The sequence below is a fragment of the Onishia taeanensis genome, from assembly GCF_013349955.1.
Taxonomy (GTDB): domain Bacteria; phylum Pseudomonadota; class Gammaproteobacteria; order Pseudomonadales; family Halomonadaceae; genus Onishia; species Onishia taeanensis_B.
This window is the reverse complement of record NZ_JABVXC010000006.1, coordinates 167,673-182,810: the sequence shown is the minus strand read 5'-3', so window position 1 is coordinate 182,810 and position 15,138 is coordinate 167,673. Positions and strand designations below refer to the sequence as shown.

Sequence of the window (15,138 nt, the reverse complement as noted above, 5' to 3'; positions counted from 1 at the left end):
TGCAGAGTTCTGAATATGACATGGATACAACACCTTACCGATTTGATCAGGTGTTGCACTCAGAATTTGCGGGCAAGGTGTTAAATATAATCTTGAAGAAATAAAAGGGAAGCACCATCGTATTTTCTGCACGCCAGAAACGTTTCGATCCTCTGAATATGAGTTTTTCTGGGAAGAATTGGCTAGAGGAAAGGGGCAAGGTGGCACCTTTCAGCGTATCAATGCCAACGGAGGCGACGTTTGGCTAGAAGCCACGTATCTGCCCGTCGAGGGGAGAAATGGCAAAATCGCTTATGTGGTGAAGGTTGCCAGTGATGTGACTGATAAGCACGAGAATGCAGTCGACCAAGGCGCCATTTTAAGCGCACTCGATGCATCCATGGCTGTGATCGAATTTACGCCTGAAGGCCATGTGGTCAGAGCGAATAAAAACTTTCTTGATGCTATGGGTTACAGCCTTCCTGAGGTCAAGGGTAAGCATCATTCGATGTTCTGCACGCCAGAGTTTTATCAGGAAAACTCTAGTTTCTGGGAAGAATTGGCCAGAAACAATTTAAGGCAGGGTAAGTTCAAGAGGATTGCTTCTAATGGCCAGATCGTTTGGCTGGAAGCGACCTACAACCCGGTTGTCGATGGGAGTGGCAACGTCTTCAAAGTAGTAAAATTTGCCACCGATATTACTAAGGATGTTGAAAAAGAACATGCCGCTCGTCGTGCCGTAGAATCTGCACGAACCACCTCTCTGCAGACGGAAACGATTGCCAAAGATGGCCTCCGCCAGCTCGAGGAAGCCGTCGAGACCGCACAGCATGTGGCGTCTGAAGTTAAAGGGGCTCAAGACGTCATCAGCGCCCTCAATCAACAGGTCCATACGATCAACGAGATCACCAACGCCATCTCACGTATCGCACAGCAGACAAACCTGCTGGCGCTTAACGCTTCGGTTGAAGCCGCTAGGGCCGGAGAACATGGGCGCGGTTTTGCCGTTGTCGCCAAGGAAGTCAAAGAGCTTTCCCAGGGATCGACCGAGGCCGCCACAAAGATTTCCGACGTGCTGGGGGAGAATAACGAGCTGATTCGACAGGCCAGCGAAAGGATGAATGAGGTGGTCGATCAAAGCGCCACCAATCGTGAGCGGGTTGCCCAAACGCAGTCGGTGATTCGAGAGATTCTCTCCGGTGCCGAGCGCGTGTCGCGGGCGATCGATAGCTTGTGAGTAGCTGGTCTTGGGCATTGGGCGTTAAGTAGCGGGAAGAATCATTCGATGTTCTGAATCTGTTCGCGCATTTGCTCGATAAGTACCTTGAGCTCCACGGCGCTGCGGGTCGTCTCAGCGACCACCGACTTGGAAGACAGGGTATTGGCCTCGCGGTTGAGTTCCTGCATCAGGAAATCCAGGCGCCGGCCTACTGGTCCCTTGAGAGTGAGCTGGCGCTCTACTTCGTCGACATGCGTTGCCAGGCGGTCGAGCTCTTCGTCGACGTCGGCCTTTTGGGCCATCAGGGTCAGTTCGGCCTCCAGTCGCTGCGGTTCGAGTTCGGCCCGCACCGTTTCCAGCCGCGCAAGCAACTGGTCCCGCTGCCGCTTGAGGATCTCGGGCAACTGGGCCTTCACCTCGTCGACCTGCTCGCGAACGGCGCTCAGACGGCTTCTGATCAGCGCGGCGAGTTCGGCGCCCTCTCTGGCACGGGCCTCGAGCAGGGCATCCAACGCCTCGTCGAACAGCGCCTGAGCGCTGTCAGCCACTTCGGCGATATCCGGGCCGCCCGATTCGAGCACACCGGGATGCTCGAGCAGCGCAAGAGCATCGGGCATCGCGGCCTCGGGCACTGTGCGGCGCAGCTCGCCGAGGGCCTCGGCTAGGCCGCCCAGGCGCTCGGCGTTGATGCTCAGGGTCTCGCCGTTGGTCGGCACGAAGCGCAGGGTGCATTCGACCTTGCCGCGATTCAGCCGCTGGCGCAGGGCGTCGCGGTAGTCGGGCTCCAGGCTGCGCAGGGTCTCGGGCAGGCGGAAATGCAGATCGAGATAGCGCTGATTGACTGAGCGCAACTCGAGCTCGAGGCTGCCCCAGTCGGCTTCGCGGCTGGCCCGCGCGAAGGCGGTCATGCTGTGCACCATGTCGACTCCTGACGATATAGCTGAGTGGGAATAAGGCGGAGTGTAACCGATTCCCGCGGGGGAGCGTGTAGATGCTATCGGCATGCCCAACTGCTCATATCGGTTGTCAGTGCGCTGACGGAGCATTAATCGCCAGACCTGCCGCTGGAGGTGTTCGAGTGCCCATATGGCATGTGTAGCAAACGCCGGCCTCTTGTCATGAGCGTGGCGTTAATGCCAAGAGGTTGCGGTTTTCTTGGCATGTCGTGCGGCTTGTGTATAGATTTTCGCTTTTTCTATATATGGCATAAGGTGTCATCGTGTTCCCACCCTCGCCGCTGCCCAAGATCGACCAGTGGGGAGCGCGTGCTGTTCTAAAGCAGGCGGCACGCCTGGCCGAACTCAAGAGTGCTGCGGTTACCATTTCCAATGAAGAAGCCTTGATCAACCGTTGACTCTGCAGAAAGCGTGGCACAGCGCCGATGCGCTGCTGAAGCCAAGGAAGCGCGCGCCGCGCAGGCGCCAAAAAACTCACAAGGAAAAATGCCAGGGCATGACCTCCTCCGCTTCATCAACGCAAGCCGAGCGCATTTTGTCGTTCTGGCATAAGGTCGAGTTTTTCGAATCCACTGAACTGAAGAATATCGACGACGGCCAGGGCGCGATTCACTATCGCAGTACCGAGCTTGTCGACACGCCTGACTGCCTGCCGTGGCTGAATGCACAGTACGTCCGGCGGGCCGGGCGCCGTTATCGGCCCGAAGGCAGCTACTGGTACAAGCTTTATCTGGGGCTTTTCAAACGCTGCGATATCTTCGAAATCGCCCGCGACGCCTACCCGGACCAGAGCGAAGCGTGGGTGGAGCGTAGCCGCGACGAGGGGCTGACCTGTTCGTTGACGGTGAAGGTCAAGAGTAACGGTGTCATCGACCGCGAAAGCTTCGAGATTTCCACCGCGCCGTGGATGCTGGGCGCGCTAGAGCAGGGCCGGCTCGATACGGTAACGCTCGAGGCGTTTGAGGCGGCCACAGAGATCTTCCGCGCGCGCCTGAACAGCATTCTGACCGTTGCCGACAACCTCAAGCGCGAACATGAGTTGCCGCCCTGGCTAACCCCCTTCGAGCTGGTCGAGATGCTGAAGGCGATGCAGGGCTGGACGGCGTTTTCACCGCGCAGCGAAGCACCGGCGCTGGTTGTTCAGCTTTTCGAAACGAAGAGAAACGCAACCGACTCGGTGGCCTCCGGCGAAGTCCTTGAGACGTGGTCGGCGCTCAAAGCACTGCCTCATCGGCTGGAAGCCGCGGGCGACGGTATGCACCCGGCGCTGGAGGCCGATGCGGCGCCAGAAGAAGCGCCAACGGCGATCAACGAGCTTGCGATTCTCAACAGTTTCTTTATTCGCGACCTGGAACGGGTGCTGGCACAGGCCAAAGACCGGGGACTCGCGCTCGGCTCGCCGCTGGCGTGCTATTTACAAGGAGCTGGCGAGAAAAAACCGGACCTGCTGTTGCCCGAGGGTAAATCGCTTTTGATGCGCAACCTGGCGATGGAGCGCATGCCACCGGGACGTTGGCCCGGCGAAGACGTCCACTCGATGAGCCTGATGCAGCAGTTTGCGATCAACACGATTGATGAGGAGCTGGCCGAGACCGGGCTCTACTCCGTCAACGGCCCGCCGGGTACCGGTAAGACGACGATGCTGCGCGATTTGGTGGCGCGCAACGTGGTCGAGCGGGCGAAAGTGCTAGCCGCGCTCGCCTCGCCCGAAGCCGCCTTCGGAGAGAGTCTTCAGACAAAGATCAACGACCAGCCACAGCCCATCAAAACGCTCATTCCTGAGCTTGCCGGGTTCGAGATGGTAGTGGCCTCGAGCAACAACGCGGCGGTAGAGAACGTCACCCGCGAGCTGCCGCAGTCGAAGGCGCTGGGGGCGGCATATCGGGAGCTGGGCTATCTCAAGCCAGTAGGCCAGAAGCTCGCCGCTCGGCATGAGAAAAATCTGATGGAGAGCTGCATGTCGAGACGCTGATACCAGGTAAGGATTGCTGGGGACTGATCGCGACTGCACTGGGTAAGAAGGGCAACCGAAATACCTTCGGCGAGCGGGTCTTTTTCAAGCCGATCACGAAGTGCGAAACGCAGGGTGAAGCCGAGCATTACTCGACTCTGATCCCGGCGCTCAAGGCGCTGGCAGAAGGGCGCGATGCCAAGCGGGATTTCACAATGGCACAGCGCGCTTTCAAGAAAGCAGAGCGCGAAGTCGAGTCCGCACAGGCGGGCCTGAAGCGCTTGCTGTCGCTCAAGAATCTCGAGGCTCAGACTGAGTCAGCACGGCATCAGGCAGAGAAGCATCGCGGCTTCGCTGCCCGCGTGGCGCTTTGGAAAAGCCAGCAGCAGGTGAAGAAAACGCCGCTCTGGGCGCTGTGCGACTATTGGAAACAGCGCGCGATTCTCAAAGAGATTAAACAGCGCGAACGCCGCGCCGCGCAGCAGGCGGAGATCAGTCAGCAGCGTCTGGCGTCACTGGAGCGGCGACTGGAAAGCGAGCGTCGTGAGTGCGCACCGCTACAGGCGCGCTATGCCGATGTGCTGCTGCCCGATGACACGCTCGATCTAGAAGAGGCCGAGGTGCAGCGTACCTCCTTTGGCCACTGCGGAGCGCTGAATCAGGCACGTGGACAACTGACGGCATGCGCCTTCGAGCTGCATCAGGCGTGGCTCGTCGCGGTTTATGCCGATCGCAGCAATCAGCTTCTGCCCACCATCAACGTGCTGATGTCCACGCTGAACGGCGATATCGATGACCGCGATGCGGCGAAAGCGCTATGGCAGGTGTTGTTTCTGATCGTGCCGGTGGTCTCCTCGACCTTTGCCTCGGTCGCCAACCAGTTCAAGGCGCTCAGCGAAGGAGAGATTGGCTGGCTGTTCGTCGATGAAGCTGGGCAGGCGTCACCGCAGCAAGCGGTCGGGGCACTCTGGCGCGCCAGGCGCGCGGTAGTGGTAGGGGATCCGCTGCAGATCGAGCCGGTCTTCACCGTGCCGGCCGAGCTGGTCGAGGCGATGGCGAGGGGGGAGTTCGAGCGCGACTGGTACAAGTGGTCCCCGACGGTCTCCTCGGTGCAGGTTGTGGCGGATCGCGCCAACCCTTATGGCACGAATGAGATATCCGACGAATTCTGGGTCGGCAGCCCGCTGCGTGTGCACCGGCGCTGTAATGAGCCGATGTTCAGTATCGCTAACCGCATCGCCTATAACGATAAGATGCTCCACGGCAATGATGACCTGGTACCGGGGCCGGGGGATAGTCGCTGGTTCGAGGTCGACGGCAGCGTTCAGGGCAAGCACTTCGTCCCTGCGCAGGCAGCGAGGGTGGCCAACATGCTCAAGTCACATATCGAGCGCACTTGCGAGCCGCCGAACGTCTATGTGATCTCGCCTTTCAAGGCGGTCGCTCAAGGCGTCAGGCAGCACCTGGAAAGCGAACTGCCGGCTGCTCAATTCGGCGGGCAAGACAATCTGCGTAACTGGCTCAAGGCTCGCGTGGGCACGGTCCACACCTTCCAAGGCAAGGAAGAGGACAATGTCATTCTCGTGCTAGGGCTTTCCAGTGAGTCGCCGGGCGCCGCTGAGTGGGCCTCCAGCAAGCCCAACCTGCTCAATGTGGCGCTGACACGTTCGAAGAAGCGGGTCTACGTCGTGGGTAGCACCGACATATGGGCCAGCAAGCAATACTTCTCCGAGGCGAAAGCGCAACTGCCGGTGTCGAAGTGAACGGCTCGTTGGGGCTGAACGAAAAGAGCCGGCCGAGTACGGTATGGATGTCGAGGGGATCGGAACGCGATGAAAGATGAGTCAGTGATGCCGGAGACGGGTAAGAATCGTGGGTTCAGCGATTTCGTGGTGTACGTCGATGAAAGCGGTGACCACGGCATGCTCAATATAGACGCCAACTATCCGGTCTTCGTATTGGCCTTTTGCATTTTCTACAAGGGACATTACCTGTCGACCGTGGTGCCGGCATTGCAGCAGCTGAAGTTCGACTACTTTGGCCATGATCTGGTCATTCTGCACGAACACGAAATTCGTAAGGAAAAAGGCGATTTCAGGCTGTTTAGAAATCGAGCCGACAAGCAGGCGTTCATGGGGCGGCTGAGCGAGTTGATCGACAAAAGCAATTTCATCCTTGCTTCCTGTGTTATCGAAAAGCACCGACTCAGCAGCCATGAGGCAATGGATAATCCCTACCATCTGGCGTTAAAGCACTGCTTGGAAACGCTTTTCGATCTCGTGAAAGAAAAAGGTCAGGAAAAGCTCGTGACACACGTCATCGTTGAAAAGCGCGGTGCGAAGGAAGATGACGAGCTGGAACTGGAGTTTCGTCGCATCTGTGATGGTGACAACAAGTATCGGCAAGACCTACCTTTCAGCATCCGTATGGCCGCGAAAGCCAGTAATTCGGCGGGACTGCAACTGGCGGATCTCGTGGCACGACCTATCGGACGTCATGTCCTCAACCCTGAACAGGCCAATCAGGCATTCGATGTGTTGAGAAGGAAATTTTACTGCGAGGGAGGCAGGCAAACGGTAGGGGATGGGTACGATCAGTGGGGGCTCAAGCACTTACCCTGAGGTTTTGCGTCGTCCAGATAGCGAAAGACCCCGATGAAACTCACCGAGGTCTAGACGCCGACCGGGCACTCCCAGTCCATTTGTCGAGAATTCTGAGCGCCTATCCGCGATCCGTCAATGCCGTTTTGCGCTTTCTTTGGCACTGCGGCTTTTTTAACCCTCCACGCCGCCGGCGCATGCACCACGACGTACAGGCGATCGCAGGCGGCGTTACCTTACGCTCGGCACTGATGCTGGCTCAGTGCCACTGATTCCCGCGGGTGAGCGTGTAGAATGGCGGCCAGCTGCCGGCTCTGCCGGCCTTTGTTCTGTTTTTCCGCAACGAGAGATGTCATGTCCACCACACCCCTGCGCCCCAGCGGCCGCCAGCCCGATCAGCCCCGCGATATCCGTCTGACTCGCGACTACACGCGCCACGCCGAAGGCTCGGTTCTCGTCGAGTTCGGCGATACCAAGGTGCTGTGCAACGCAAGCGTCGAAGCCGGCGTACCACGTTGGCTGCGTGGCAAGAATCAGGGCTGGGTGACGGCCGAGTACGGCATGCTGCCGCGGGCCACCCATTCCCGCAGCGGCCGTGAGGCGACGCGCGGCAAGCAGGGCGGCCGTACGCTGGAAATTCAGCGCCTGATCGGCCGTTCACTGCGCGCGGCGGTGGATCTCAAGCAACTGGGCGAGTTCACCATCACCGTCGACTGCGACGTGATCCAGGCCGATGGCGGCACCCGCACGGCTTCGATCACCGGCGGCTGCGTGGCGCTGGTCGATGCCATTCGCTATCTGCAGCGTGAGAAGAAGCTCAAGAAAGACCCGTTCAAGCAGTTGGTTAGCTCGGTCTCGGTGGGGCTCTTCAAGGGCACCCCGGTGGTCGATCTCGATTACCCGGAAGATAGCCGCGCCGACACCGATATGAACGTGGTGATGACCGAGCAGGGTGGGCTGATCGAGGTGCAGGGCACCGCCGAGGCGGGCGCCTTCTCCCGCGCTGAGCTCAACGCCATGCTCGACCTGGCGGAAGGCGCTGGCGCGACGCTTTTCGATCATCAGCGTGAGGCGTTGGGCATTCGCAAGTAGCGGTGTCGATCAGGGCATGATGGCCCCACCGTGCAAGACGCCGGCTCGAGGCCGGCGTCAGAGGCTTATCGCCTAGCCTGCTAGGCGCTTGCGACGGAGGTGCGAAGGGCGTATCGAGAAAATAGAGGCGCTTAGAGCTCCAGGTCGTATTCGACGATCAGTGGCGCAAACTCCGAGAAGGTCGCGTCCCGGTCAATCCAGGCGTCGACCACATTGCGGCGCAGGTTGGGGCCGACCAGCTGATAGTCGAGACGCCAGCCTTCCTGGCGGGAGCGCGGCTGGTGCTGGTCGAGGGCCGGCCACCAGGTGTACTCGCCTGCGTCGCGGTTGACCTCGCGGAAGGTGTCGATAAAGCCGATTGGCCCGAATACCTGATCCATCCAGGCCCGCTCCTCGGGCTTGAAGCCCGGCGTGGTCTGGTTGTCGGCCCAGTTGGCCAGATCGATGGTCTTGTGAGCCACGTGCCAGGTGCCGCAGATGATGTACTCGCGACGCTTGCGCGCCATCTTGCCGAGATAATCCTGATACTGGCTCATGAAGTCCTGCTTGGCGGTCGGATCACTGCCGTCCGGCATCAGGAAGCTGGCGATGCTGAAACGGTCGTAGTCAGCCTGCAGGAAGCGTCCCTCATTGTCGCACTGGGGGAAACCCAGCCCGTACATGATGGCCTTGGGAATCTTGCGGCAATAAAGCCCCACGCCGGAAAAGCCGTCTTCCTCGGCGTCGAGGAAATAGCCTTCATAGCCTTCCGGGTAAAGAATGCTGTCGTCCAGTTCGAAGCTCTTGGCCTTGAGATTCTGGACGCAGACGACATCGGCATCCTGACCGGCCAACCAGTCGAGAAAGCCTCGCTCGACCGCTTCGCGGATACCGTTGACGTTGATGCTGGCGATTTTCATTACGTGGTCCCTTTTCCGTCGCGCGTGTATGATACCCGACGTTTCGACGTTTGGGTAAATGGCCGTGCGGCCAGGGCAGTCAGGAGATCCGAAGATGGCAGCGAGCGGGGCGGTAAGCATGCAGGACTATCAGCGTGAGTTCATCGAATTTGCCATCGAACAGGGCGTGCTCAAGTTCGGTGAGTTCACCCTCAAGTCTGGCCGTGTCAGTCCCTACTTCTTCAATGCTGGCCTCTTCAAGAGCGGTTCGGCGCTGGCCCGGCTGGGGCGCTTCTACGCTCAGGCCATCGCGGACAGCGGCCTTGAGGTTGATGTGCTCTTCGGCCCTGCCTACAAGGGCATTCCGCTGGCGGCCAGTACCGCTGTGGCGCTTGCCGATCATCATCAGCGCGATCTGCCGTTCTCCTTCAACCGCAAGGAAGCCAAGACCCACGGCGAGGGTGGCAACATCGTTGGCGCCGCCCTCGAAGGCCGGGTGCTGATCATCGATGACGTGATTACCGCCGGCACCGCGATCCGCGAAGTGATGACACTGATCGACGACGCAGGCGCCGAGGCGGCCGGCGTGGTGATCGCGCTGGATCGCCAGGAATGCGGCAGCGTCGAGCAGGGTGCCGAACGGCGCAGCGCCATCCAGGAGGTCGAGGCTCGCTATGGCATGCCGGTCGTCAGTATCGTTACGCTGGATATGGTGCTGGCCTACTTGGAAGAGTACGCTTCCGAGGCCATGCAGGGCCATGCCCAGGCCATTCGCGACTACCGCGACCGCTACGGCGTCGTCTCGAGTGGTGTCGTCGCCGAGTGACACCTTGACGCTTGAGCACGCGCTGGATACACCATCTGGACTCATGATCTAGACCTAGGAATTTTGCGATGAAACTGACTCCCCTGCTCATCAGCGGTACCGCCCTGCTGGCGGCCACCTTGACCTGCCAGGCTAGCAGCCTGGATTTGAACCTCAGCGATGAGGCCGTGCAGTTCGAGGGTGCCGGCGACATCGCTCCGGGCATTGCCTTGGGTGGTGGCGTGTTGGACAGCGACGATCATGGCGACACCACCGAAGGCCATGTTCAGCTGCTGGGCGTGGATCGCAACAGCCGCTACGACATGGGGCTTGGCGCTCGCTGGACGCAGCTCGACACCGATTTCGGCGATGGTGGCGGTCTCGGCCTGGGTGGCTATGGCTACGCCTATGTGCCGAGCCTGCCGGCCATGTCAGTGGGCGGCTACGCCTTTTACACCCCGGATGTGGTGACGGTCGGCGATCTCGAGGACAGCGCCGAGTATGGCGTGCGGGCGCGCTATGCCTTCGCCCCGAACGTCGACGGCTATGTCGGCTATCGCCGCCTGCGCGGCGACTTCGACGGTACCGGCGGTGCACACACTCTCGACAGCGGCGCCAACATCGGCGTGCGGCTGAACTTCTAAGACGGCTCTTACCGTCTGCGTTTTCGGGCCCCGCAATGGGGCCCGACTGCATTATGGCCCTTATTCGATCAGGATGTTCGCATGCTCGACGTGGTGCTCTTCGAACCCGAGATTCCGCCCAATACCGGCAACCTGATCCGACTGTGCGCCAACACCGGCTTCCGGTTGCATCTGATTGAGCCGCTGGGCTTCGTGCTTGACGACAAGCGCCTGCGCCGCGCCGGGCTCGACTACCATGAATGGGCGCGTGTCCGGGTGCATGCGAATTGGCAGGCCTACCTGGCAGACGCGCGCCCGGCCCGGGTGTTCGCCGTCTCGACCCGTGGACGCACCGGCTATCACGAGCCCGCCTACCAGGCAGGCGACGCCCTGGTGTTCGGCCCCGAGACCCGCGGCCTGCCGCAGGCCTTGCTCGATGCTCTGCCGCCGGAGCAGCGCCTGCGCATTCCCATGTTGCCCGACAGTCGCAGCCTCAACCTGTCCAACGCCGGTGCCGTGCTGGTCTTCGAGGCGTGGCGGCAGCTTGGCTTCGTTGGCGCCGGGCTTCCGGGGGACGGCCTTCCGGGGTCCGGCCAGCCTGACGCCGCCGCGCCGTCCGCCGATCAGGAGTAAGCCATGTCGATCAAGCAACGCCTCGCCAAGTTGAACCCGCGCCAGCAGGAAGCGGTGCGCTTCATCGACGGCCCCTGCCTGGTGCTGGCTGGCGCCGGCTCGGGCAAGACCAGTGTGATCACCACCAAGATCGCCTATCTGGTCCAGGAATGCGGCATGAGCGCGCGCAAGATCGCCGCGGTGACCTTCACCAACAAGGCTGCCCGAGAGATGAAGGAGCGGGTCGGGCAACTGCTCCAGGGCCGCGAGGGTCACGGCCTGACGGTCTCGACCTTCCACACCCTGGGCCTCAATATCATCCGCGGTGAGCTCAAGACGCTGGGCTACAAGCCGGGGTTCTCGCTGTTCGATCCCGAGGACGCCAAGGCGCTGTTGCGCGACCTGATGCAGAAGGACGCCCAGATCGATGCCGATCAGATCAACCGGGTGCAGGGCCAGATCTCGACCTGGAAGAACGACCTGGTGATGCCGGGCGATGCCCTATCGCATGCCGCCGATGACGACGAGCAGTTTGCCGCTAGGGTCTACGAGGCCTACAACCGCCACCTCAAGGCCTACAACGCGGTGGACTTCGACGACCTGATCCTGCTGCCGGTGGTGCTGCTGCGCGACGACCCGGAGGTGCTGGCGCGCTGGCGGCGCAAGATCCACTACATGCTGGTCGACGAGTATCAGGACACCAACGTGTCCCAGTATCTTCTGGTCAAGCTGCTGATGGCCGAACGCGCCACCTTTACCGTGGTCGGTGACGACGACCAGTCGATCTACGCCTGGCGCGGCGCGCGGCCGGAGAACCTGGTGACCCTCGGCGAGGATTTCCCGCGCCTCAACGTTATCAAGCTCGAGCAGAACTACCGCTCTACCGGCACCATCCTGCGCGCCGCCAACACCCTGATCGCCAACAACCCCCACGTCTACGAGAAGGCGCTGTGGTCGGAGCTTGGCCCGGGGGATGCGATTCGTGTGGTGGTCAACCGCCACGAGGAGGCCGAGGCGGACCGGGTGGCCAGCGAGATACTCACCCGACGCATCAAGGAGCGCGCCGAATGGCGCGACTTCGCGGTGCTCTATCGCGGCAACTTCCAGGCGAGACTGCTGGAGCTCAAGCTGCAGCACTACCAGATTCCCTACAAGCTCTCCGGCGGCACCTCCTTCTTCGCGCGCAACGAGATCAAGGATGCCATGGCGTATCTGCGCCTGCTGATCAACCCGGCCGACGACAACGCCTTCCTGCGCATCGTCAACGTGCCGCGCCGGGAGATCGGCCCCGGCACGCTCGAGAAGCTCGCCAACTACGCCAACGACCAGGCTACCGGGCGCGGCATCTCGCTGTTTGCCGCCTGCCATGAAATCGGGCTCGAGCAGGTGTTGCCGGCGCGGGCCGTCGAGCGCCTGGGACGCTTCACCCACTTCATCGACGGCGTGCGCCGGCGCATGGACTCGGGCGACGCCATCGCCGCGATTCGCGACATGCTGCGCGAGATGGACTACGAGGCCTGGCTACATCAAAACGCCAGCGCGCCCACCGTCGCCGAGCGGCGCATGGCCAACGTCTGGACGCTGATCGACCAGCTTGAGAAGTCCATGGAGCGCAACGCCGAGGATAGCGCCACGGAGGACAGCGACAGCCTGGAGACCGAGACCGATGGCGTCGAGGCCGCCATCTCGCGGCTGGTGCTGCGTGACATCCTGGAGCAGCAGGCCGAGGAGGACGACTCCGACCGGGTGCAGCTGTTGACCATGCATGCCTCCAAGGGCCTGGAGTTCCCCCATGTCTACCTGATGGGCCTGGAGGAAGACCTGCTGCCACACCGCAATGCCGTCGAGGCCGGCACCGTCGAGGAAGAGCGTCGGCTCGCCTATGTCGGCATCACCCGGGCTCGCCGGACTCTGACCTTGACCCTGGCCCGCCAGCGCAAGGCCTACGGCGAGCTGCTCGACTGCACGCCGAGCCGTTTCCTCGACGAGCTGCCGCCGGACGATCTCGACTGGGAAGGTCGCGCCGACAAGGAAGACCCCGAGAAGAAGCAGGCCCGGGGCAAGGACGCCATCGCCGGCCTGCGCTCGCTACTGGGCTGAAGCCGCTTTTACCGGGCTGATCGCGACGAGGGTGAGCATTGTCAGGCGCGCAGAGGGAACGCAATAGGGGCGCGATTGGCGCCCCTTTGCAATGCTGGGTGTCGTTGTGTTTAGCAGGCGGTCGAGCCGGTCCCAAACGCGGCTACTTGCTGGTGGCCACCAGATGATCGACGGCGGCCTTGACCTCATCATCGGACAGGCTTGGATTGGCGCCCTTGGCCGGCATTGCATTGAAGCCGTTGATGGCATGGCTGTAGAGGGTCTCGGAGCCCTTCTCAAGGCGCGGTGCCCAGGCCTCGACATCGCCCTTCTTGGGGGCGCCGGCCGCGCCGGTATCGTGGCAGGCAGCGCAGACCTGGCCGTAGATGGCGGCGCCGTCGAGCTCGCCGCCTGAGCTGTCACTACCGCTGCTGGCGTTGGTTGAGGCCGTGCCGCAGTCCTCGCCGGCCATGCATAGCTTGCCCACCGGTTCGAGGCGCTCGGCGATGGCTTCGTGGCTCATGTCGCTTTGGGCCGACGCGGCGCTGGTCACGGTCAAGCTCAGAGCGGTCAGGCCGCCCATGATCAGTTTGCTGACGTTCACTCTCACCACCTCTTGCGTTCTTGTCATCGAGCGCCCGCATCGGCGTCTGAAAATCAGTATAACGGCAACCACTGAAGCGGGAAACGCCGTGGCCAGAGCGGCTCCTTGCATCAGGCTGGACAGTCGCGCAGTGGGCGGGTAGGATTGTGGCCGCCCGATCGGGCACTGCCGATACGGCAGTTGCGCGCCCATAGCTCAGCTGGATAGAGTACTGCCCTCCGAAGGCAGGGGTCGAAGGTTCGAATCCTTCTGGGCGCGCCAAGAACATCGAAAAGGGCCTGCGAGCAATCGCAGGCCCTTTTTTGCGTTCAGATGCTGGTCACCCCGGGCACATAGGTGCGCCGCTCGAGCCAGCCCAGCAGGCTTGCCACCGTGGAGGTCAGCGCCAGGTAGATCAGCCCCGCCCAGAGGAAGATCATGAAGAAGTCCAGGGTCCGCGAGCCGACATCGTAGGCGATGGCGGTGATCTCCACCACGCCGATGGTGTAGGCGATGGAGGTGAACTTGAGTTCGATGATCGCCTCGTTAGACCACTGCGGGATCACTCGTCGCAGTGCCTGGGGGAGCATGATGTGACGGATCGCCTGCCACTGCGTCATGCCGCAGGCGCGGGCAGCCACTATCTGGCCCTTTGGCACCGAGAGTACCGAGCCACGGAAGTACTCGGCCTGGTAGGCGGCACTGTTGAGGGTGATGGCGATCACTGCCGCTGTGAAGGCGTCGAAGACGATGCCCACCTGAGGGAGCCCCAAATAGATGAAGAACATCTGAACCAGCATCGGCGTGCCGCGAAAAAGCTCTACATAGACGGTACTGATCCAGTAAAAGAGCCGATTGCCGTAGACCCTTGCCCAGCACAGCGCCAAGCCGAGAAAGAAGCCCAGCGTGATGGCGATGATCCATAGCGACAAGGTGATGGGCACGCCCTTGAGCAGCTCAGGCAGCCACTGGATACCGAAGGAGATAAATTCCTGCATGGCTTAGCCGTGCTCCGCGATGACGTTGAGGAAGGCCCTTGTCCGCTCGTGGACGGAGTCGGTGAACATTGCGTCCGGTGTCCCCTGCTCGACGATATGGCCGTTCTCCATGAAGATGATTTCGTCGGCGGCCTGGCGGGCAAAGCTCATTTCGTGGGTCACCACCACCATGGTCATGCCCTCGGCTGCCAGCTGCTGCATCACTCGCACGACCTCGCCGGTCAGCTCGGGGTCCAGCGCCGAGGTCGGTTCGTCGAACAGCAGCACATCGGGATCCATGGCCAGGGCGCGGGCAATGGAGACCCGCTGTTGCTGGCCGCCGGAAAGCTCCGCCGGATAGGCGTCGGCCTTATCACCAAGGCCCACCCGTTCCAGCTCGCGCTTGGCGCGCTGGGTCGCGGCTTCCTTTGTGGCGCCGTTGACCTTGATCTGGCAGATACGCACGTTGTCGAGCACGGACAGATGCGAGAAGAGGTTGAAGTCCTGGAAGACGAAGCCCATACGCGCCCGCATCGCATCGATGTTGTCATCCAGCACCTCATGGCCGTTGAGGTAGATGCGCCCGGCATCCGGCACCGTGAGGTGGTTAATGCAACGCAGCAGGGTGCTTTTCCCCGAGCCGGAGGGCCCAATCAAGACCTTGGTGTCGCCCTTGCGTAGCCCGAAGCTGATGCCCTTGAGCACCTCCAGGCCGTCATAGGCTTTTTTCACATCCTGCACGTCCAGAATCAGATCGTCGGCCATTCTTGGCGTTCCTCTCGCG

Annotated in this window: 15 protein-coding genes and 1 tRNA gene; 11 read left to right on the top strand and 5 right to left on the bottom strand. The window is 61.3% G+C overall.

Annotation, left to right across the window (positions count from 1 at the left end; genetic code table 11):
* Positions 1–64 precede the first annotated feature (64 nt).
* Positions 65–1,216 carry a methyl-accepting chemotaxis protein gene (locus tag HUS66_RS18010; protein ID WP_282848587.1) on the top strand — a complete coding sequence of 384 codons (1,152 nt, stop codon included), beginning with the start codon at positions 65–67 and terminating at the stop codon, positions 1,214–1,216.
* Positions 1,217–1,257: 41 nt separating this feature from the next.
* Here HUS66_RS18010 and HUS66_RS09700 read toward each other — a convergent pair whose 3' ends face one another.
* Positions 1,258–2,118, bottom strand: a complete 861-nt coding sequence (locus tag HUS66_RS09700) for a YicC/YloC family endoribonuclease (RefSeq protein ID WP_175070695.1) — start codon at positions 2,116–2,118, stop codon at positions 1,258–1,260.
* 299 nt (positions 2,119–2,417) lie between these two features.
* Between HUS66_RS09700 and HUS66_RS17960 the strand changes: the two genes are divergently transcribed.
* The 5 genes from HUS66_RS17960 to rph all read left to right on the top strand — a co-directional run bounded on the left by HUS66_RS17960 (position 2,418) and on the right by rph (position 7,797).
* Entirely contained in the window at positions 2,418–2,552 is a 135-nt protein-coding gene (locus HUS66_RS17960) for a hypothetical protein (protein WP_282848582.1), read from the top strand.
* Positions 2,549–4,126 carry a hypothetical protein gene (locus HUS66_RS09695; protein ID WP_217487976.1) on the top strand — a complete coding sequence of 526 codons (1,578 nt, stop codon included), beginning with the start codon at positions 2,549–2,551 and terminating at the stop codon, positions 4,124–4,126. The genes HUS66_RS17960 and HUS66_RS09695 overlap by 4 nt, the downstream gene beginning before the upstream one ends.
* 194 nt (positions 4,127–4,320) lie before the next feature.
* Positions 4,321–5,868, top strand: a complete 1,548-nt coding sequence (locus tag HUS66_RS09690) for a DEAD/DEAH box helicase (protein ID WP_175070693.1) — start codon at positions 4,321–4,323, stop codon at positions 5,866–5,868.
* 69 nt (positions 5,869–5,937) lie between these two features.
* Positions 5,938–6,726 carry a DUF3800 domain-containing protein gene (locus tag HUS66_RS09685; RefSeq protein WP_254628772.1) on the top strand — a complete coding sequence of 263 codons (789 nt, stop codon included), beginning with the start codon at positions 5,938–5,940 and terminating at the stop codon, positions 6,724–6,726.
* Positions 6,727–7,059: 333 nt separating this feature from the next.
* Entirely contained in the window at positions 7,060–7,797 is a 738-nt protein-coding gene (rph, locus tag HUS66_RS09680; protein WP_282848581.1) for a ribonuclease PH, read from the top strand.
* Positions 7,798–7,928: 131 nt separating this feature from the next.
* On the opposite strand, the gene HUS66_RS09675 is transcribed toward rph, so the two are convergent.
* Positions 7,929–8,696 (bottom strand): exodeoxyribonuclease III, encoded by a 768-nt coding sequence (locus tag HUS66_RS09675; RefSeq protein ID WP_175070692.1) that lies wholly within the window; start codon positions 8,694–8,696, stop codon positions 7,929–7,931.
* A gap of 94 nt (positions 8,697–8,790) precedes the next feature.
* Here HUS66_RS09675 and pyrE point away from each other — a divergent pair, with 94 nt between their 5' ends.
* The 4 genes from pyrE (at position 8,791) to rep (ending at position 12,815) form a co-directional block, all read left to right on the top strand.
* A complete protein-coding gene (gene pyrE / locus HUS66_RS09670; RefSeq protein WP_254628771.1) occupies positions 8,791–9,501 on the top strand; it encodes an orotate phosphoribosyltransferase in 711 nt (236 codons plus the stop codon).
* Positions 9,502–9,569: 68 nt separating this feature from the next.
* The gene (locus tag HUS66_RS09665; protein WP_175070691.1) at positions 9,570–10,124 is read left to right on the top strand and encodes a YfaZ family outer membrane protein; all 555 of its coding nucleotides are present in this window, start codon (positions 9,570–9,572) and stop codon (positions 10,122–10,124) included.
* An 81-nt stretch (positions 10,125–10,205) separates the two neighbouring features.
* Positions 10,206–10,736, top strand: a complete 531-nt coding sequence (gene trmL / locus HUS66_RS09660; protein WP_175070690.1) for a tRNA (uridine(34)/cytosine(34)/5-carboxymethylaminomethyluridine(34)-2'-O)-methyltransferase TrmL — start codon at positions 10,206–10,208, stop codon at positions 10,734–10,736.
* Between the two features lie 3 nt (positions 10,737–10,739).
* Positions 10,740–12,815 carry a DNA helicase Rep gene (gene rep, locus HUS66_RS09655; RefSeq protein ID WP_175070689.1) on the top strand — a complete coding sequence of 692 codons (2,076 nt, stop codon included), beginning with the start codon at positions 10,740–10,742 and terminating at the stop codon, positions 12,813–12,815.
* 142 nt (positions 12,816–12,957) lie between these two features.
* On the opposite strand, the gene HUS66_RS09650 is transcribed toward rep, so the two are convergent.
* Positions 12,958–13,398: a c-type cytochrome gene (locus tag HUS66_RS09650; RefSeq protein WP_282848576.1), complete on the bottom strand. Its 441-nt coding sequence runs from the start codon at positions 13,396–13,398 to the stop codon at positions 12,958–12,960.
* 184 nt (positions 13,399–13,582) lie between these two features.
* Between HUS66_RS09650 and HUS66_RS09645 the strand changes: the two genes are divergently transcribed.
* A tRNA-Arg gene (locus HUS66_RS09645) sits at positions 13,583–13,659 on the top strand.
* A 47-nt stretch (positions 13,660–13,706) separates the two neighbouring features.
* Here HUS66_RS09645 and HUS66_RS09640 read toward each other — a convergent pair.
* Both HUS66_RS09640 and HUS66_RS09635 read right to left on the bottom strand, forming a co-directional pair.
* Entirely contained in the window at positions 13,707–14,375 is a 669-nt protein-coding gene (locus HUS66_RS09640) for an amino acid ABC transporter permease (RefSeq protein ID WP_175070687.1), read from the bottom strand.
* A gap of 3 nt (positions 14,376–14,378) precedes the next feature.
* Positions 14,379–15,119 carry an amino acid ABC transporter ATP-binding protein gene (locus HUS66_RS09635; protein WP_175070686.1) on the bottom strand — a complete coding sequence of 247 codons (741 nt, stop codon included), beginning with the start codon at positions 15,117–15,119 and terminating at the stop codon, positions 14,379–14,381.
* Positions 15,120–15,138 lie beyond the last annotated feature (19 nt).

What these genes read in the sequence shown, in the direction of transcription:
- HUS66_RS09700 (WP_175070695.1), bottom strand. Translation starts at nt 2,118, where the DNA reads ATGGTGCACAGCATGACCGCCTTCGCGCGGGCCAGCCGCGAAGCCGAC.
- HUS66_RS09690 (WP_175070693.1), top strand. Translation starts at nt 4,321, where the DNA reads ATGGCACAGCGCGCTTTCAAGAAAGCAGAGCGCGAAGTCGAGTCCGCA.
- HUS66_RS09685 (WP_254628772.1), top strand. Translation starts at nt 5,938, where the DNA reads ATGAAAGATGAGTCAGTGATGCCGGAGACGGGTAAGAATCGTGGGTTC.
- rph (WP_282848581.1), top strand. Translation starts at nt 7,060, where the DNA reads ATGTCCACCACACCCCTGCGCCCCAGCGGCCGCCAGCCCGATCAGCCC.
- HUS66_RS09675 (WP_175070692.1), bottom strand. Translation starts at nt 8,696, where the DNA reads ATGAAAATCGCCAGCATCAACGTCAACGGTATCCGCGAAGCGGTCGAG.
- pyrE (WP_254628771.1), top strand. Translation starts at nt 8,791, where the DNA reads ATGGCAGCGAGCGGGGCGGTAAGCATGCAGGACTATCAGCGTGAGTTC.
- HUS66_RS09665 (WP_175070691.1), top strand. Translation starts at nt 9,570, where the DNA reads ATGAAACTGACTCCCCTGCTCATCAGCGGTACCGCCCTGCTGGCGGCC.
- trmL (WP_175070690.1), top strand. Translation starts at nt 10,206, where the DNA reads ATGCTCGACGTGGTGCTCTTCGAACCCGAGATTCCGCCCAATACCGGC.
- rep (WP_175070689.1), top strand. Translation starts at nt 10,740, where the DNA reads ATGTCGATCAAGCAACGCCTCGCCAAGTTGAACCCGCGCCAGCAGGAA.
- HUS66_RS09640 (WP_175070687.1), bottom strand. Translation starts at nt 14,375, where the DNA reads ATGCAGGAATTTATCTCCTTCGGTATCCAGTGGCTGCCTGAGCTGCTC.
- HUS66_RS09635 (WP_175070686.1), bottom strand. Translation starts at nt 15,119, where the DNA reads ATGGCCGACGATCTGATTCTGGACGTGCAGGATGTGAAAAAAGCCTAT.